Source organism: Butyrivibrio sp. AE3006 (assembly GCF_000424165.1).
GTDB lineage: Bacteria > Bacillota > Clostridia > Lachnospirales > Lachnospiraceae > Butyrivibrio.
This window is the reverse complement of record NZ_AUJJ01000010.1, coordinates 179525-199233: the sequence shown is the minus strand read 5'-3', so window position 1 is coordinate 199233 and position 19709 is coordinate 179525. Positions and strand designations below refer to the sequence as shown.

The following is a 19709-nucleotide window of genomic DNA, read 5'->3' as shown; positions in this document are numbered from 1 at the left end:
TTCAGGTATTATCTACGTCCCATCCATTCATCTTCTTAAACATATTAGTAAACTCATTTGGCAACTGAGATCTCATACTATCTTGCAGATTCATCATTCTTTTCTGTTGTCTTAATGGCACCGGGCCATTCTCAGGTTTTGCTACGATTATATCCACGACCTCAACATTATAGGAGCGCTGACCATTTCTGAAAGGAGCCAGGAACTGATCTCCGATATTTATATTATTGCCATCATAGAAATACCAGTATGGCTCTTCATTCGGATCTATTATGGACTTTACTGCAACAAATATCTTCTCTTCAGGTCTTGCTATTATAGCAAATCTTGCCTCTCCATCAAATGCATGGATAGTATCTGTGACCAACATATTTCTAATCCAATCAGACATATCGCGTAATACCTTATCTGTCGTCGGCAACAAACCTCTATACTTGTAGGTATCACCTTTTTCATTAGAAAGTTCAAGATCCCAGTATGAGTCCTTCGGACCAGGCCAGTCTACTTCAGCCTGTGATAATTCATATCCTATGCAGGCAAGGAAATAGTTTGCCGCCTCAGGTGAAATCTTCTCCTGAAATTGACGGAGCTATTCCTGACTATTATTCTCATTCCGGTATCCTGAAAACCAGATCCTGCCATCCCTTGTTAATGTGAAATGCTGCTCTGTTTCCTCTATTGCTCTTGTTGGCTTCCCATCTATCCTGTTATAGGAAACAAGCTTCATCTTTGTAGCAAATCCCTCAAAACGGCATGTGCCTAGATTCATACAGTAAATCCTCCACCTTTTACCATTTGGCCAGATATTTATATTTCTTTTTCCAATGCAATATTGAATTTCTATTATTTCCTGTATTTAGTCAAATTAAAGCCTTCTCTGCGTGCCATTTCAAGAAGCTGCTCATTTGTAGCTTCCTCAGCATCGCACATTTCAAGAAAGCCAAAACCTCCTGAGAATGCTGCGCTCTGAGCGCCATACTCGTCCACAAGATCTCTGCGGAGTCTGTCATAATCAATATCACCAGTGCTGTTATTGTTATGAGAAAATATTCCCATTCGCTACCTCTCCATCTCTATAACTTTTAGGAAATCATCGAAATTGTCAGGAAACAAATTACTTCCCCAATAGTGTTTTTCCACACCGTCTGCACAATCAATATCCAAAGACCACTGAGTACCATCTAACACATCGGGATCATTATATTCTTCTTTCCAGTTTTCTATAAGACCAAATATGCTTTTAAGTAGTTCTGACCATGATGTAGCTTGATAAAGCAGTAAACCATCATCCGCAGCACCATTGTAGAAAAATCTCTCAACAACTATTTTGTCGCCATCATGTTTTAAGACACGTTTTTCTTCACCACCAAAGAAGCCACCATATTCAACAGTTATACTTTGAACATCTTTCTTATTCATCTACTGATCCTCCAGGTATCTCACTGGTTTATAAGCCTTTGGTAATTCAATAATCTACAGACTGCATCCAACTCTATAAACATTATTTTCTTACGGCCCAATTTTGCCAAAGAACGTAAGGTAGCCTTTAATCCCGCATCAAAATATTGTGGTGCCATCACCGCTATCAATTCTACCCTACTGTCTGAAATCCCTTGCTCTACAAACTGACGTATAATTTCTTCACCCGCTTTCGATGTGGCCTTGAGTGGTTCTATTATCATCTTTTGAGTATCTGTATTTCTTGTATTTTTAGTATTCTTTTTTATAATACATATCATTTCATATGTAATACTACCAATCTTTATTTGACCAGAAGCATCTCCATATTCACCATTTCTATGTGGCTGCGGTCTATATCCCGGAATCACATTATAAAAAAGCTTTGGAAGACACATCATACTTGAATCCCGGATGCACGTATTTATTTTACTGTAAGAGCATGTTGATCCACATTTTTCATTAAGACAAACAGCACATTTCTCAATACAAGCTTTGTCTTCAATTTCATTAGTACTAGCACTATTAAACAGATCAATATCGTCAAATCTTATTTCAGTCCCTTTATTGGAATCAACATTTCCGATTATCCAACACTCATCATCACAGAAAAATAGTTGACATCTATAATCATTCCCAAAACTTATTTTTTTCAGGTTAGTCTCAATTGCAGCTTGCAATTTCCTATTTGGATAATATATTTTTTGAATTTTACATCCTGTATGATTTTCACCACACGTTACTCTATTTTCATTCCCGCATTGGCATGTCAAACTACCATTGCTAGTTATTTTCATCACATTTCCACAGTCAGCGCATATTGGGATTTCAAAAGACTCACACTCATCACAATACACAAGTGGGATTATGGCGAATAAATCACTTTCCTCTAAGCAAACTCGAACAAAATCCGGAATACCACAGCATAATGTGTTATTTGCATGTGTAGAAGATATAGCCTTTGACAATATCCACATTAGTGAAGAATAGTACCTGCTCGGAGTATTGGGCCACTTTGCTTGTATTCCTAACTCTTGGAAGATTTTGCTAGCGTCTTCAGCGCGTAAATTATCTATCTCTTCAAATATTATTTTAATCGCTTCCTGTGTCCACAAGAACAACACACTAGATGGTAAATGTTTATGAATTCCTATACTACCTTTTTTTAAGTTATATCTTATTGTGCCATAAACTCCCTGTATGAGTTCTGTGCGTAAGCTACCTGAAATATCAATTCTATCGACTTTGATCCTAAGCATCTCTTCCATCTGATCTTGTGTTAACCCATCAGATTTAGAGATTATAGTTTTTTCTCCTGTAAATCCCTGCAATACAACTCGACTTATCAAAGCATTATTTGTACATCTTTCTATTGCCTTCTTGGGTGGCTTAATCTGCTTAATTGATAAATGCAGTTTTGATGCCAGATAAGAGATAAAGAATGATGCCATCTTTTCATGCTTACCGATACTTGCAATATAACTTATTTTTGTGCCAATCCATACACATCCTCTTGACATTTCCCAATTGGAACTATTATGCCCACTTTCATCTATATAAGCATGTTCCTTGCTATATGTATATACAATTTCAATTCTATCGTCGTACTCAGTCACGGATACAACGTTAAGTTTTCTAAAACCAGCTACCGTAATAAATTCTTCACTACTATACTCTATCTTTTTGATTATCTCATTATTTGTAAGAGGATTATCATAAGCTATACTCCACAATGTAAAGGTAACCCTATCGCCGTACACATAATCATCTATCAAGTTTTGTATTTCTGTATGATCCAACAGCTTCACCAATTTTTGAGCAAGCTGTTCTTTTGAACATTCTTTAACTTCCTTATGATCCAATCCAAGAACAAGCGCTTTATCATAAAGCGCTTGCCATGGCAATCCAAGTAACCCATCAAGTTTTTCCATATTATCCTTCCCATAAAAAAATATCAAAATCAGTTAAAGCATATTTTTGTGTACAAATAATATGTAATACCCTCTATATAGCTAATCCCTTTGCAACTTCAAGCAATTTCTTTATATTATTACATATCTCTACAGCATCAGAATCCGCCCCCCAGCTCATTCTAATAGCTGATGATAAAACGTCTTTATCTAATCCCATCGAAGACAAAACATAACTAGGACTATAATCATTTGAAGTACACGCTGAACCATTAGAAATACCGCAATATTGTTTTGATGAAATCATCAACGCTTCTGACTCAACACCAATAAAACTGACATTTAGAGTATTAGGCATGCAAAATTCCTGATTACCATTAATTACGTATTGAAGCCCTGACTCATCAATCAGCTTAGTAACTGCATTCTTTATTTCCATACAATGAGCATAATTCTTCTCATACTCCATACCAGCAATTTCACTTGCTTTACCAAGTCCCGCAACAAGTGCTACCGGAATAGTTCCTGGTCTTATACCATGCTCCTGTTGTCCTCCAAAAGTAATAGCCTTTACAGGAGGAAGCTTATATCTCTTTTTTCTCAAGATCAAAGCTCCCACTCCCTGAGGACCATTGAATTTGTGCGCACTAAGGGATAACATATCATATTTTGTATTTCTTAATTCATCAACCAGTTTGCCACAGCTTTGTGTGGCATCAACATGAAAAAGTACCCCTCTTTGAGATAACACATCGCCTATTTCAGTTATAGGTTGTATTACCCCGGTTTCATTATTTGCATGCATGATACTTACCAGTAAAGTATCGTCCCTAACTAATCCAAGAACTTTTTCTGTACTTATCCTTCCATCATGTTCTGGATCAATTATGTCTACTATAAAGCCTTCATTTTTCAAGTTTTTCACTGTTTCTAATACTGCTTTATGCTCTATGCTTGAAGTTATAACATGTTTTTTCCCTGAGGTGTTGCCATACTCTATTAATCCCCTAATTGCAATGTTACTACTTTCAGTTGAGCCACTAGTAAAAAAGACTTCTGTTCTGTCTATGCCAAGCAACTCAGCAACGCTCTGTCTGGCTGCTTCTACAACTTTTCTAGCATTGTCGCCATAATCATGTGTTCTACTATCTGCATTACCAAAGTTATTAGAATACACCTCTACCATATAATCTAAAACTCTTTTATCTATTGGTGTAGTCGCATTGTAATCGAGATATATCCCCATAGTTTACTCCTCAATAGCAAGATTCAAAAGATCATCAAGACTCTTTATAAAATTGGTTCCACAAAGATAAGCTATTCCTCTTTCTAAGTGCAACTTAAAATACTTAGCAAGCGTTTCCTCATCTGTTGAAAGATCCATTTTCTTACACCATGCAATCATAAGTGCATCATAAATATCACTGTATTCTCCCCCAAAAGTAAACCATGACATTTCTACATTACTATCTGCAATAATAGGTATATCTGTCGGAATCGTGTTTTCTGCCAAAGAAAAACACAGTGCCCATCTGCATAGAATATTCCAGTTTTTTATACCCGTCTTGCCTTTTAATCTACCCAATTTTTCTTTTGAAGCGTTCGAGAGTTTTATCTGTTTAACTATCATATTTACTACCATCCAAAATATGTTTTTGTTAATGACGTAGTTTTTTCATTATCGTCATATTCCAACGTAAATCTATCGCCAACGTTATCTTGCATAAGTTCATAATATCTTTCATCAATTTCTGAATCTGTAGAAAGAATAATTGTTTGTTCACTAGCATGCGGGAAATATGTAGTAATAAGTGATTCCCTATGTGCTGAATCCAACCTAGACAATGGAGTATCAATAATAACCGGCAATTTTTTCTTTGAACAAATAGCCAATGACCACAAAAGTGAAATAACCATTAGCTGCTTTTCACCAGCGGATAATCGCTCCTTAGAAACAACATCCCCTTCTTTGTTAAGGTATGTCAAATCCAAAGTTTCAGGATCCATCTCAATACAGTTTACCAAGTTCTTCTTGTTTGCCAATTTCTTATAGCACTCAGTCATTGTCCGAGCCAATGTACTAGTTTTTCTTGCCTGTAGGCGAATTCGATACTGTTCAATGATATCTTGAGCCATATGCGCATATTTAACTACTCTCTCATCTGAATCGACCGCCTCCAACGATGAAAGTACTCTTTCAGCCATTCTGCTAAACTCAGAAGAAAGCATCATAACGTTATTATTCAAACTGGAACGTTTTCTATGACAATCTTCTAATTCCACATCACAATTAGCAAGATCTTTCTCTGATCTCTTAATATCTTTAAACAGCTCTCCTAATTCTTTCTCATTGATATCTACGGACAAATACCCGTCAATTTCATCAATTTTAGTCTGAAACGCCTGTTCATTTTTGATGAGCTTTTTTAAATTCTTTTTTGCATCATTAAGCCCCTTGTCACACAGGAATCCCACTTTATATAGTGTGGCATCAGACAAATTATATACATTTTCTTTTTTATCCTGCTCCACAATATCCTGCATGAACGAAATAAACTTTTCAGTATTCTTATCCTTAACATAATATTTTCCGTACGCATCCTTGATTTTATTCAATGCTAAGGATGAAATTAGTCTTTCATGTTCAATATTCCCTTCCACCCTAATATCATCAAGAAGCGATGTAACCAAAGCCAACGGCAATTCACTAGCAGCAGCATCATATCTACTTTCCTGATTAGTTGCTAATGCAGTAATCTTTTCGGAACGTTCCTGCATTAATTCATGCTTTTGTTCTACAATATCTCCACCTTTAACTTGATATTCAGAATTAAGTTTTTCTAATTCAACTGTTAATCTATTCTTTTGTTGTTCAAGCTCAGCTATCTGCTCATCGAACATTCTGAGTTCTTCGATGGCTGCCTCTTTTTCATTTCTTAATTCCTCGAGCTTTCTCAAATCTTGATTGTTTGATATTTTTTTACCTATCTTCGATACTAACTTTCCTATATCTGTATCAAGGACATCAAGGACAGATATACCAAGCATTGCTTTTATCGATTCTTTCATCTGAACACTTGTATCTTCTACAGCTAATTCAGCTATCTTCTCTCCATCAAAGAAAAAGAAATTGGAAAGCGCACTTGGAAGAATACTTTCAACAAACATAGGCCAATTTTCTGTCAGAAATGCGCTATCTTCTCCATTCTTTTTAACCCATATTTTCTCATGCACTCTCTGTCCTTTAGCATCCCATTCACGATGAACCTGGTATACTTCCTCTTCGGAACTATCCATTGAAAACAGTATTTCAACAAATGACTCTAAAGTACCATCTTTTTTATTCACATAGGACTTTAAATACTGTCCATATGATTGATATTTACTCTCGGAATATGCAAAAGAATTGGAGCCATAAAGGCTGAGCAATACAGCTTCAAGTATTGTAGTCTTTCCTCGCCCATTCATTCCTCCAATAAGAACTACCGGCTTGTTTCCAGTAAATTCCATCACATTTGTATCAGCATAAACTCCAAAATTATGCATCGTAAGTTTCTTTATGATCATTCCTCTGTTTCCTCGTCCCCTTCAGTAACATATGGTTCATCATATGAATCGTCTAATGCTAATGCATTATACTTTCCTCCAAGGTCCCTCTTTCTTTCTGTCTGACTTAAGTAAAACTGTCTAGCATCTTCTTCGTTTTTATAAAAAGTACGCTTTATAGCGCCTTCCAAAGCATCCGCGATTCCCTTTCTTTGATTTAATCCGCTGGATTTATTTTCAATATCCACAAGACTGTAAACCATTTCAAAGGCAAGCTCTTCGTCCGGATAAAGCTCCTCAACAACTTCTTTTAGAATATTCCATTCTTCACTTTTAAATGCTGGAATATCAATCCATTCCGGATCATCAAACTCATTACCAGTTACTTCCTCATATATTCTAGGTAAAGAATCATCAAACTCATGCTTTTCATTGACCCATATTCTTCTAATATTTCGCAGTTCAGGCATAGTAATAAGCTTAAGGTCCGAAAACTCCTCAGGCCCATTCTCATTAATATCCTTCTGAACCTCTAATAAGTCTCGGAGGAACATCTCTCTATACTCTTTTGTATAAGGGCCATGATATAACTGTTTATAGCTTCCTTGAAGATAACCTGCCATCTTTCTGAAGCTTCTTCTTTCACGATCGTGTTCTTCATCACCAAAGCGACTTCTGAACTCCAAAAGAGCAGACATCCATGCTTTTTCTGAGTCGTTTGCTATCATAGCTTCCATGGACTTATCCTTTTCTACCATGGTGCATACCCAACATCCAAAACGACTTCTTCCGCAACTTGGTAATCCTTTATCCACCATCAAAGGGCACTCATTATCTGCTGTTGCTCCCTTGTACAGTGTAAGTAATTCCTTATTTGAATACCCCCATGGATTAGCATATTGCATTAAAAATACCCAGACATCATCATCAGTCCAATCTTCCAATGGTGAGAAAACCAGTTCATTTGCCATAGACTGATTTGGGCTTAATAGTTCTCTAACTCTCTTTTTCTCATAATAAGCCATTGTCCTAGCACGTCTGGCACTTTCAGCCTTACGGGTCCCAATTACCATTATTATCTCGCCATGCTCAGCTATCTTATCTTTTACAAAAGTATTTATTGGCTGGATTTTCAATCGATCAGTACACCATCGTAACTTTTTTCGTGGAAACGGATATCCCCTTCCTATGAAATTAACCCAAAATGTATTATCCGCTGAAGGAGTTAACTGATGCGTCACAAAAGGCATACCCTGCTCATCAGCGGCTTCATCCATACACTCTAGCGATTTCTTTACCCATTTTGAAACCACAGGAGATTCTACCAAAGTATCCGTATTAATTATGTGAACTGTCTTTTTTCTTAAACTTCTTGGCAATCCCTTAAGTGCCAACCATACGAGCTGTACTGTTGCAGTACTGTCCTTTCCTCCGGAATAACCAATTACCCACGGAATATCGTCACACAAATATAAATTTCTTACTGTATCCATTAAGCCTTCAATTGAATCTTTTGTTATTGTGGCTGTTTTCCTTGGCTCTGAATTATTAGAATTTACTTCCATAAAAAAATCACACCTCTTATCTACTAATTTCTTTTTCTGTTTCTTCTTCATCTGGAGAAAGCGGAAGGCCTATTTTTTTCTTAATGAGGTTAGCTGCCAGAATAATTGCTTTCTCGTTATTTATCATCCTGCCATTTGGCTTAATTACCCTTTGTTGCCAGTCTGAATGATTTCTTTTCCAATCAATAGATTCTAACCCAGCTAAATATTTATCAATTTCTTCCCCACTTATATTCTCAAATAGGAAGCCTCCAACCCGGCCTAAAGCCAATAAAACCACTGCTTGTGCAGCTATGTATTTCTCTCTTAATTCTGTTTTACTAATTGTCCTTTCTTGCATTTCCCTCCATGGAACCATATGCTCTGCAACAAGAGTCCAATACTTAATGCAAAAGTCTTCAAATACATCATCGCATGGATTTCTCTTCAAAATCCTTTTGTTTGCCATATACAGATTATTCAGAGTAAATAGAGATGAAGAAAACTTACCAAGAATATCCTTTTCTTTATCCACGTACTCATCAAAAAATGGCACAGCATTCACTATCGCTCTAGTGTGAACAGCAAGCTCGTCTCTTGAATCATATAACTCAGCAATTGAATTAGAGGTCTTAACAGCATGCTTATTAAGATCGGTAAACATCTGTTGACTTCGTGTTAGCCCTTGATCTTCATAAAACACCACAGAAATAGTCTCATCTCCTATTGATGGATCCTCATCAACCGCAGCTAATATAGCAGCTTTACGATGCTGTCCATCATTTATTAAGAAATGTGCATCCATAGAAACTTCAAGTATTCCTAAATCTTCCTGCTCTGATGGTACATATTTATACTTACCATCAATACTTGCTGCCAATGCAGAGAACACATAAGAATCTCTATTCTCTAACATATAGCGCTTTATTTCTGGTATTCTCGCTTCATTTAGTTTTCTCTGCGCTCTGTGTTCAGGCAATACATACTCTTCATCATTGGGAAATAATGCAGAAATCATTTTCAATGGTACCATTGCTATATAGTATTCTTTGCCAGCCTGTAAGCCTTTCACCACCGGAAATTTATAACAAAAGTTCATAGTGTCCTCCATAAAAATACCCTACTTAAGTAGTATACTTAAGTAGGGTATCCCTTGTCAATTAATATTAGATTCCAAGCTTTATTCTTTTTAACAGATTGTGATCTTTCAGCCAATTCATAGTAGACTCTTGAACATCTGCCAATGTCACCTCATTACCATTAGTAATACTTATAATGAAATTCTCAGTATCATCATCTAGAGAAAGTGATTTTATTAGGCTCTTACTCTTGTCTACATACTCAGCTATTCTACTAATATCCTTATCATTTCCCAATTCAGCCTTATCAATCTGAATCTTCAAAGCCGCAAGGTCATCTAAAACAGTGGCATCATCAATAATATTCGCCAATGCTTTTATCAGATTTGAATAAGAATTGATTTTTTCGTTTTTATAGCTTCGCCATATTTGTACTAAATACTTATTCTCATCCGATATTTTAGCATTAAGCTGAGATAAGCTGGCAAACACTTGCTCAATTTTATCGGAATCAAGATCTTTTTCTATACTCGTTATACACGACTTTATTGATTTAATATTGTCTTCTTCCAAATCTTCTATTTTTTCAAACAATCGTCTCTGAGTATGTAATTTGATAACATCCGCTATAAGCGGGGTTAATGAAAGCTGAATCCTTTCCAAATCTCCAACATAATCTTTAGCAGTTTTTGAATCCTGAAATTTTCTCCCTTGCTTTGTTGAATATGCAATATCATCTATTAACATGTCATCCCTCACATATTACTAACACTATCTAGGCTAGTCTTTATTACTTCTTTTATCTTAGTTGCCTTTTGTTCCAATGACTTATCAATATTGGACGAAAAGTAATTGTTCTTTTCTGTCAACAATTTGCCAAAAGCTTCAAACGCTTCTATATATTTTGCGAGAGCTTCTGTATCTAACTTAGCCAAGAGGAGAAAAACTTCATCAATACTGCTCGACGTAGTTACTCTATTAGAAGAATTGATCAAGTCTAATAAATGGCTAGTAAAGAGATCATCATAAAGAATCTTTAATGAAATGTCCTCATATGGCAAATTACAATCATCCTTTATAAATCTCAGATAACGAATCATCTCCATATTTGTTTTGTTAATTATTGATTCGTTAATATCCTCGCCTAGCCACGTTGTTAGTTTTTTCTTTGCATCTTTTGTGAATTGACGTTCCTCATCAATCAGCTCATCTTTAGCTTCAGAAAAAACATTCAATAGCTTAAGAGCATTTACTGCCAACGCATCATTTGGTAGAGTTCCCTTAATTTTTAAGTCAGACACTATTCCATCATCTAATACTTTTTTTACCACAGCATTTAGCCGTTCTCCATCAACAAAGAAGTATGCACCATCATTACTACTTCCAACAAGTGCCCTAAACCTTATATTGATCAAATCAAATATCTCATCACAAACATCGTCCATTCGTGATTCAACGTCCAACCACTTCTGCTCTTTTTTTATACATTCTCCACTTGTTTTTTTGAAAGCAAACAACTCTTTTATTATTGTCTTTACATCAAGCGTTGTTATTCTTCCCTTAACAAGTAAATATACTATTGCAGCTTTCACTGCAATATAATCTATATCCTGCTCACCTAACACCTCGTTTTTGATAACACCAACCAACTCACGACGATGTTTAATTAACCACGCTTTTGCTCTAATATATTGCTCGTCGCCATTCTCAAAATCCCATCCTTTATTGAATGAGTAATAATACAATGCTCTTAATAATTGGTACGTTTCTAGGCTTCTATCTATTTTTATTATTCCAGTACCAGAAACGCTCTGTCCTTCAATAAAAATATTTCTGCGTTCTCCCAAAACCTTAGATGCCAGGCTGTAGGTTAATCCCTCATGCTCCCAGGTAATATTATTAAGAACAAATGAACCGATATACTCTTTCGGCTCACGTACCAGTTTCAACGTCTCTGTCGGGTTCTCATACCATCTCTTTATAGCACTAATATCTTCTTCTAGTTTTTCTTCCTCTTTTGATTTAACCTTCTTGATTTCTGACTTTACTTCTGTTGTGGTCGAACCAGCTTCAAAGCCCTGATTACTTGTCTGGTCAGTAGTTTTATCAACTGGCTTTTTCTCTTCCTTTCTAGGTAATACAACATTGCTATCATTACCCAAGTGTAAGCCAAAAAATTCAAATACTGCTGGAGATACGTCTCCTATTTCCCCATTTTCTCCATGAGAGAATGTTCCATTTCCCCATATTTTAATAAGAGTTTCTCGCTCTTTCTGTTCGCTTATAGGCTCAAAGCTCTCATTCAGCACCTCATCTTTATCACTCATCCTTCCAAGTGTGGCGATGCTGGAATTATAGAAATACCTCTCTTCACTGATAATTTTAGGTCCAAACATTAACCATCTTAACTCAACATGCTTTATTACATCTTTCAGAAAACATCTAGGAGACTTTGAACTTTCTGGAAGAAGTTTATATAGATTTATCAGTGCATTTCTATTAAATGGGAACACGGACATTTTCTTTCCATGAACCATTACATCCGAGAAATCATATGCACATTTCCAAACAGGAATGCTTTCTCCATCATTCCTATACCATTTTTCACTATCATCTGAAGACAGATTTATGGCATTAATATACTTTGCTGCAAATTCAATAATCCAGTCCTCTTTCTTTAACAAAGATTTCTCTAGAATAACAACATTTCTAGTTAAACGCTCTTGTAAACTAGTATGAAATCTATCAAAGAAAGCATCCGTGGAACCAATTACAGATAAAATACGGCATAGTTTATCATTACCTACATCAGTATGTTTATTAATTAGGACCTCAATGATCTCGCTATCAATTCCAGTAAAAATATTAATATCTTCTATAAAAAGTGATAATTTCTGTCCGTGTTTTTTTAACTCAATTCTAATCTCATCAAAAACTTCTCTTAAATCACTTCCAGAAAACGGTAATGTCCTCTTTATCACTATTTCAACAAGCGAATTAAGGTATTGCGCAACTTTGATTCGCTCTTTTTTTTGTGTAGCAAGAATCTTCGCTAATTCCAGTGTTTCCTTATCAGCTCTATGGCTCGAAGAGAACAAATTCTTATTTATATCAGATGGTGAAAAAAAGATTTCTTCCTCTTCAAAAATCTCTTCGCCATCCTTTAATACAATCTTTCCATTTATCTTTTTGCACAGTTTATCTATTGGACCATCATCACACATAAATATTTGTTCTTCCACGACTGGATCTGACAAATAGTGATGCAACTTTACTTTGAGAATTTTATCAATATTTTCACCTTCATAGTTTTTAATAATAACCTTCAATACAGAAAAAACCGTGTCCTTAAATTCCACATCGGACATATCAGTTGTGCCTGCATCAATCTGATCCAAATAGTGTTTTTTTCTATCTTCAGGTAATATATCTGCATCTAAAATAGTCTTAATGGTAGCCTTTAAAGTATTCTTTGACCTGGGAATGAATATACTTTTCTCAACATTTTCATCATTGTTCTTTTTAAACTGATAGTACAGCCATCTGACTAAGTGAGATTTTCCACATCCATTTTTACCTTGTATCATAATAAATTGATGACTATTAGTATTAGCCATCATATCATCTAATAATTCATTTTCGCTGAATACAGTTGCATTTTCATAAACACTATCAACAATGTACAAATGCTGCGTACTACTATCTATTGGTTTTATATAGTCAACTAATGAATTAAACGGCATGTGAGTAAGCATAAAATCAGCTTCGCTACACTCCGTCGCCGTAGTATTAATTACCTCTTCAATTCTTTGCTCTGATATTTTTGCCATATCAACACACCTTTATATTTGTAAAATTATTACCCTTTACCATTACATCGGATTTGCTTAGATGCCAGACATCTCCGACATCCTTCATCGTTTCAAGCTTGATTAGCTCTGCTTGCTCCAACATCCTTATAGCCTGTGACAAGGGATAAGATACGTTATTATCATGAATGCAAAGCTTAATAAAAAAGATATCTTTCGCTAAGTAATCAAAAAACTTCTTGGCCGGAATAAAACCTTCTTGCTTTAATTCTTCATGTTTCTCGAGATATTTACTCAGTACTGAATCCAGTGAATATGCCACTCTACCACTTCGATATGAGCTAAATGAAATCAATCCCAGCATCTCACACCAAAATAAAAATCCATGGACATTATTTTGGTCTATCCCATTAATTCCCATAGCCGGAACAAAATCCTCTGCCCTTGGATATTTATCTAATTTACGATTTTCAGAGCCTATCAACCACATCAACATCTGGCTAAACTTATTTGTTTGATTGAGTTCAATTTTCTCTAAAAGTGCACTTGAGAAAGAACTATAATCAGCCAATTCATCCATGCCAAACACACAAGAGAGCTCATTAGTTTTTTTATCCTTAAATATGAATACATTCTCAGAAAACTTAAAAACTCGATTATATGCATCAGTACTAGTTTTATCATCCCTAAATGCAGTAATGTTTTCTTTTATTTCATCTTCGCTATATTTGCCAGATGCCACTGCTTTGCACAAATAATATACCATCATTGGCATGTTTTCTTGTCTCAATGAATCCGGTATTAACATACAATATCCTCCAATAGTATTGTAGAAATAGGAATAGCATATTCAACCAAATCTTTAAAATAATGCTCTTCCTTTTCATAATAAAAATCCTTTTCACAAACATAAATAATGTTTAAGTCTACACCATCGCCGTAAGTCTTTTCTGCAGCTCTGATTTGCTTGTGCTCTTTTCCAGGATCAAGAAACAACACCACAGTACCTACAATATAATCACAAGGTATTTTCACAAATTCATCGTAACTCAGCAATAGGTATTCATTTGTCATATAGTTTACTAACTTTTTCTTCAAGTTTTTTGAAAAGCGCTCACTAACTATGATATCTACGCCAGAAGCAATCATATGCTCAATAAGTTTATTCTGATCATTTTCGTTCATGCTCTGCTCAAAATAGAACATTCCCTTACTCTTAAGTTTCATATGCATAGAGCAACTATTTGAAAATGGATACTTTTTGGCGGCCTTTATCCCTCCATCGTATAAAAGATGAATTCCTCCTTCTGAAAACCAGTTTGAATACTCGTTTCTTCTACAAACAGGGCATCCGTTACATCCTCCATCGGTATATGGAAACTCAATCTGGAAATAATAGGAAAAACAATCTTCATTTTCATCTGATAACATTTGCTCTACAACTTCTCTTGCGTGCAATATTGATTGTCTTTCGTTTTCTCTTTGTTCCTCAACCGCTCGTTCAAAAGCTTCATTATCTTTAGAATAAAAAAACTGTTTTTGGCGAACCGTAATAGTATATGACTTATATCCGCTTGAATATGAACGTTTAACACTTAATATTTCTAGTATTCCGCATCTTATCAAAAACAACAAAACGTTTTGATTCCAGCCGCTATTCTTCTGTCCAGTTTTAGAATACTTCAAATGATCTGGTGCTATGCTAGAATCTATCACATAACAATCAGGCTCATCTCCAACAACAGCATGAGTCTTAATATCATTCCACCTATCAATAATATTTACAGATCTCAACAAACGTTTATCTGTAATATCCGAAGCATAGCCTTTATCCACAACCGGACAAAACAATGTAAAGCTCAATGATGAATTGCCATCTCTGCCTGTTCTTCCAACTTCTTGATAGAAGCGGCTAATGCTCTCTGGCATATAGGCCGTGATGACCGTTCGTACATCCGCTTTATCAACTCCCATTCCGAACGCAGAAGTCGCTACCATAACATCAATATCGTCGTTTCTCCATTGCTCAATTAAATTTTCACGTTCATTATCTGATGTGTCACCAGTAAACTGTTTCACACGAGTTATACCTAAACTTTTGACAAGTTCAAAGTAGTCATCACTTTGCTTTTTAGTTCCAACGTAGATAATAACCGGTTTAGGAACAGATATTACTAGACGTTTGAGTTTACTTCTTCTTTCATTCTCGTTTAAGCAATGGCTTGAAAAATATGTTATTTCTGGTCTTAACGAGTCACCACGATATTCAACAAACTTACCCGATTTAAAAATACGCTTTAACGTATCCGAATCACTTTCAGTAATTGTCGCAGACGTTAATATGGTGTAAATCTTCGATTCAAGTCTATTATACTTTTCGCAGAGCGCGGGTATAAACTGAAACTCCGGTCTAAAATTCATTCCCCAATCAACAATCAAGTGCGCTTCATCTACTACTATTGCGGACAATCTTCCATGAGCTGCAGAATAGTCTAGTGCCTTTACAATGTTATAATTGGTTAAGCTTTCTGGAGAAATATATAATATGGTCTGATTTGCCTCTTTAATGTAATTACATAATTCGGATATATATTTTTCTGAGCTTTCATTTTTTTTAGCTGAATAAGATATTGATGTTATCCACGGCAACCTACCAAAAACTTTCTTATCGCTTTTTAAATGGTCCGATATAAGTGCAACAGTGGGTACTATTACAACAGTCAAGCCCTTAAAAATGCCACTAGCCACAGCATATTGCCAAAGCAGACTTTTTCCGTTTCCAGTTGGCAAACATGCCAGTAAACAGTCTCCAGGATTCATTTTTTTTAGCGAATGAATCATCATCTTTTGCTGAAGGCTTATATATGAATCATACCCAAAGTAGTTCATCAAATCTCCATCAGGATATGATCCCTGATTATTCCTTCTATATTCAAATGAATACGAATACTTTAGGTTAGGATCATCGGCTAATGACCACGGCTTAACTGTCAACGAGCATTGTGCGTCGTCATAATAAAAATCATAATCCTCGCCAAACTTTCTTATATACTCATAAAAGTTTTGAGGCAAACTTATATGTGTATTCTCATATATCAATACCTGTCTCAAATGGCCAATAGCATCATAATTCGCCTTATTCTCAATACACTTTATAAATCTTATAGCAGGAGATATTAAAGATGTATCCTGTGAATACTTTGCATTCAGCAATCTAATACTTTGCTGCGCTGTTTCTTGTCCATTGATATACTTTTCTACTATCTCTGTAATCATCATATTATTCTTCCAAGCACACAAACAAAACGCTATCTAAAACACCATTTGTCTCCATCATAGCTTTATTAAGCGCATGGTATAGCTCCAATTTCTTTTCTTCATATGGATTCTTAACTTTCATCTGAGTATTTAGTTGACATTTAAATTCCATATCTTCTATTTTTTTATCTAGCAGTGCCTGGACAAAATTACTCTTTTCTTGTTCAGCATATTCTTTCTTGGTTACTTTAATTGCTTTCTTAACATCCTCTTCCAAATCAGAAAAATCCAACAAGTCTTCAATTTCATCTCTCGATAAATCTTCACATGAATCATCCCTCATTCCAATTTCGATGTTCTTAATAATATCTTCAAGAAGCATCTCTTCGGAATCATTCATTGGATAAACAATTTTCACTCTATTATTGGTGATGAACTCATTTGTAAGAGGTAACAGATCCTGATCCCATTCTCCTGAATAATAATCTGGGATTTTAAGGTCAAGATTCCACGAAAGAATAAGCCCTTTCCAATTCACCCCTGCGTCAGTAACCCTTACAGCAGAAAATCTGCCATCATTGCTATCAATAACCTCCTCTGACAGTTCTCTAATAATCGGATGCTGACATGTTAAGAAATCAACATCCTCATATTCCAACGCATCTTTAACAAAAAAAGTTCCCTCAACTTCACAATTGTTATGTCTTTCGTTTTCAAATATATGTATATTGGCTTTTCGATATGGCTTAGAAGTAAACGAACAATCTCCTATTTCATGAAGATCTATCCAAGAAGCAATAGCATCTTGGAACCTCTTAGTTGAAGACTCATTAAAGTGTTTCATAACATCTTCTTCTAAGTTTTTATATAAATCATCCGACTGCTGTAACATTATAGACAAGTTTTCGCAACTAATTTGATCTTCAGCTATTTGCTTCAGGTCACATAATGTATCTGATAAATCTTCAAACCCTATTTTTACGCCTCTTTCGATATGTTCTTTTATAGCAGCATTCATATCCTCAAAAACGATTTCTATTCCGCATAAAGATTCTTCGAAAATTCTAAGTGAATCATTATAGAGATTAAATAAATCCTCTTCAACAGTGTCCTTTTCATAAAAGACTATATTCTTAACATTGTGATTATGTTGTCTTCCTATTCTGTCAAGTCTTCCTATGCGCTGCTCAACATCTGCAGGAGACCAGGGCATATCATAATGAATAATGTATTCCGCAAATTGGAAATTACGTCCTTCTCCCCCAGATTTATCACATACGAGAATCTGGCATGCCTTGTCATGTTTGAACTTATTTACAGCTATTTGCATTCCAGCAGGGCTTAATTCACTTGTGAATTTCGAAATTTTCTTTTCACCAAATTCTTTAGTTAATCTGTCGTATATTAAGCTCACCGACTCAAAATAATCAGAAAAAACAATAATCTTATCGCCTGTTTGGATTAGTTCTTTCAATACTGGAACAATGGTATTTAGCCTTGAATTTGCCAGTCTAAACTGTTCTTTGTCCGCATTTCTACTGATAACCCCAAAACTTGATTTAAAACATTTTTCCAATTTATTACGAGTTATCACCCCATATAGTGCACCAATAGAGCTGAATAAAGCATTACATATCTGCATAGCTTTATCTACTTTAATTGATCCGCTGGCTATGTTTTCATCTAATTCACTGATAACTTGATTCTTAAGATCTCGCTCACCCAGACCATAATCAAAAAGATCTGTATCAATTGCAATAGCATCATATAACACTCTTTTAGTAGTTGGATCAAGCACGGATTGCCTTCTATGCCTGATGAATTTTGAATCTATCTCATAGGTTGCCGACAAATAGTTTACTGCTGTATATGCGACTTTGTATGAATTATCTTCCTGTTCACTCATCTGATCCAATAATTCCCCTAAATAAGCATCTTCTATTACAGCATTTATCTCCTTCAACCTAGTAGCATAATCCTCAAATAAGTTATATTCGTTATAATACCTTAGGTTATCTGATAGATAATTAACATCATTAACGATTTGTTCCCTAAGCTTCATTACTGAATTAAATTTGTTTATTCCAATGGATGTATAATGGCTCGGGAATAATAAACGCAATAAATTATAGTATTCTTCTGTTCTTTGCAAAATTGGTGTTGCACTCAGCATAAGATAATTTTCAGTTGTTTTGCTAATTTTCATTATGCTAGCATACAATTTCCCATCACGTATTACTTTATGGGCTTCGTCTATAATTGCAAAATCCCACTTTGAATACTCAAAATAATCAGTCGCATATTTTTTGTAATCATCAAATCCTATTATTAATACCTGAGGGATTTTCCTCTGAACAATATAAGAATGATAAATAAAAGCTTGTGCATCTAATGCAAATTTGCTAGTAGCTTCTAACCTCCATTGCTGAACGAGCTGGCTTGGAACTACAATAATAGCTCTATTTACAAGACCATTTCTTATAGCGTATTTTAAAACCACCAGAGCTTCGATAGACTTTCCAAGTCCTACTTCATCAGATAGCATTGCCCTATATGGCCTACTTGAAACTATACTGCGTACAGTTTCTAATTGGTGTTCATACATTTCAATTTTGCTGTTAATTGCTATGTCGAACCCCTCCATTACTAACGATGAATTAGTATAATAATCGCTTATATTTTCTCTGGATTCCCACAATGAATAATTGCTAATAAGCTCTTGTTTTACAAGATCAACTGTAGTTACCGCAGCACTTTCATAATCTGCTATTATTTTAGCTTCACTGACCAACCGAACTGTCTTCGTTCCATAAAATTCGCAATAATATCCATATAATCCTGATTTTGTTACCTTTTTTGACTTCTCAATAATTCTAACTGTTTTTCCATCTATCAAACACGCTGAACCATTCTTTATCCTTGCATGCGTTAAATCTTTTAGAGCGATTCGCGTCCTTTTCATCATCATGCTATTGCTATTTCTTTCATAGCAAAGCACAATCGCAACATCAGATAATTCCTTCTCCACCTGTCCAAGGATTGTCTTTTCCTCACCTTTGGCATTCTCTGCTCTAAATTTTACATACATTCCAATAGAAAACATTT

Annotated in this window: 15 protein-coding genes; all 15 read right to left on the bottom strand. The window is 35.2% G+C overall.

Going from position 1 to position 19709, the window contains the following annotated elements; genetic code table 11:
- Position 1: 1 nt before the first annotated feature.
- Positions 2–391 (bottom strand): hypothetical protein, encoded by a 390-nt coding sequence (locus G603_RS0107120; protein WP_026669780.1) that lies wholly within the window; start codon positions 389–391, stop codon positions 2–4.
- A 198-nt stretch (positions 392–589) separates the two neighbouring features.
- On the bottom strand, positions 590–769 hold the full coding sequence (locus tag G603_RS0107115) for a hypothetical protein (protein ID WP_026669779.1): 180 nt from the start codon (positions 767–769) through the stop codon (positions 590–592).
- A gap of 74 nt (positions 770–843) precedes the next feature.
- Complete coding sequence (locus G603_RS0107110) at positions 844–1056, bottom strand: hypothetical protein (protein WP_026669778.1); 213 nt, start codon at positions 1054–1056, stop codon at positions 844–846.
- A gap of 3 nt (positions 1057–1059) precedes the next feature.
- Positions 1060–1419, bottom strand: coding sequence for a hypothetical protein (locus tag G603_RS0107105; RefSeq protein ID WP_026669777.1), 360 nt, complete (start codon positions 1417–1419; stop codon positions 1060–1062).
- Positions 1420–1439: 20 nt separating this feature from the next.
- Positions 1440–3389 carry a hypothetical protein gene (locus G603_RS0107100; RefSeq protein ID WP_026669776.1) on the bottom strand — a complete coding sequence of 650 codons (1950 nt, stop codon included), beginning with the start codon at positions 3387–3389 and terminating at the stop codon, positions 1440–1442.
- Between the two features lie 73 nt (positions 3390–3462).
- A complete protein-coding gene (locus tag G603_RS0107095; RefSeq protein ID WP_026669775.1) occupies positions 3463–4614 on the bottom strand; it encodes a cysteine desulfurase family protein in 1152 nt (383 codons plus the stop codon).
- 3 nt (positions 4615–4617) lie between these two features.
- The gene (gene dndE / locus G603_RS0107090; RefSeq protein ID WP_026669774.1) at positions 4618–4998 is read right to left on the bottom strand and encodes a DNA sulfur modification protein DndE; all 381 of its coding nucleotides are present in this window, start codon (positions 4996–4998) and stop codon (positions 4618–4620) included.
- A 5-nt stretch (positions 4999–5003) separates the two neighbouring features.
- Positions 5004–6935 (bottom strand): DNA sulfur modification protein DndD, encoded by a 1932-nt coding sequence (gene dndD / locus G603_RS0107085; protein WP_026669773.1) that lies wholly within the window; start codon positions 6933–6935, stop codon positions 5004–5006.
- Positions 6932–8479 (bottom strand): DNA phosphorothioation system sulfurtransferase DndC, encoded by a 1548-nt coding sequence (gene dndC, locus G603_RS0107080; protein WP_026669772.1) that lies wholly within the window; start codon positions 8477–8479, stop codon positions 6932–6934. Before dndC ends, dndD begins: the two co-directional genes overlap by 4 nt.
- A 16-nt stretch (positions 8480–8495) precedes the next feature.
- Positions 8496–9557, bottom strand: a complete 1062-nt coding sequence (gene dndB / locus G603_RS0107075; protein WP_035792360.1) for a DNA sulfur modification protein DndB — start codon at positions 9555–9557, stop codon at positions 8496–8498.
- Positions 9558–9624: 67 nt separating this feature from the next.
- Complete coding sequence (locus G603_RS0107070) at positions 9625–10284, bottom strand: hypothetical protein (RefSeq protein ID WP_026669770.1); 660 nt, start codon at positions 10282–10284, stop codon at positions 9625–9627.
- Between the two features lie 8 nt (positions 10285–10292).
- Positions 10293–13367, bottom strand: coding sequence for a hypothetical protein (locus G603_RS0107065; RefSeq protein WP_026669769.1), 3075 nt, complete (start codon positions 13365–13367; stop codon positions 10293–10295).
- Between the two features lies 1 nt (position 13368).
- Complete coding sequence (locus G603_RS0107060; RefSeq protein ID WP_026669768.1) at positions 13369–14154, bottom strand: hypothetical protein; 786 nt, start codon at positions 14152–14154, stop codon at positions 13369–13371.
- Complete coding sequence (locus tag G603_RS0107055; protein WP_026669767.1) at positions 14148–16625, bottom strand: helicase-related protein; 2478 nt, start codon at positions 16623–16625, stop codon at positions 14148–14150. The genes G603_RS0107060 and G603_RS0107055 overlap by 7 nt, the downstream gene beginning before the upstream one ends.
- A gap of 1 nt (position 16626) precedes the next feature.
- On the bottom strand, positions 16627–19707 hold the full coding sequence (locus G603_RS0107050; RefSeq protein WP_026669766.1) for an SNF2-related protein: 3081 nt from the start codon (positions 19705–19707) through the stop codon (positions 16627–16629).
- Positions 19708–19709 lie beyond the last annotated feature (2 nt).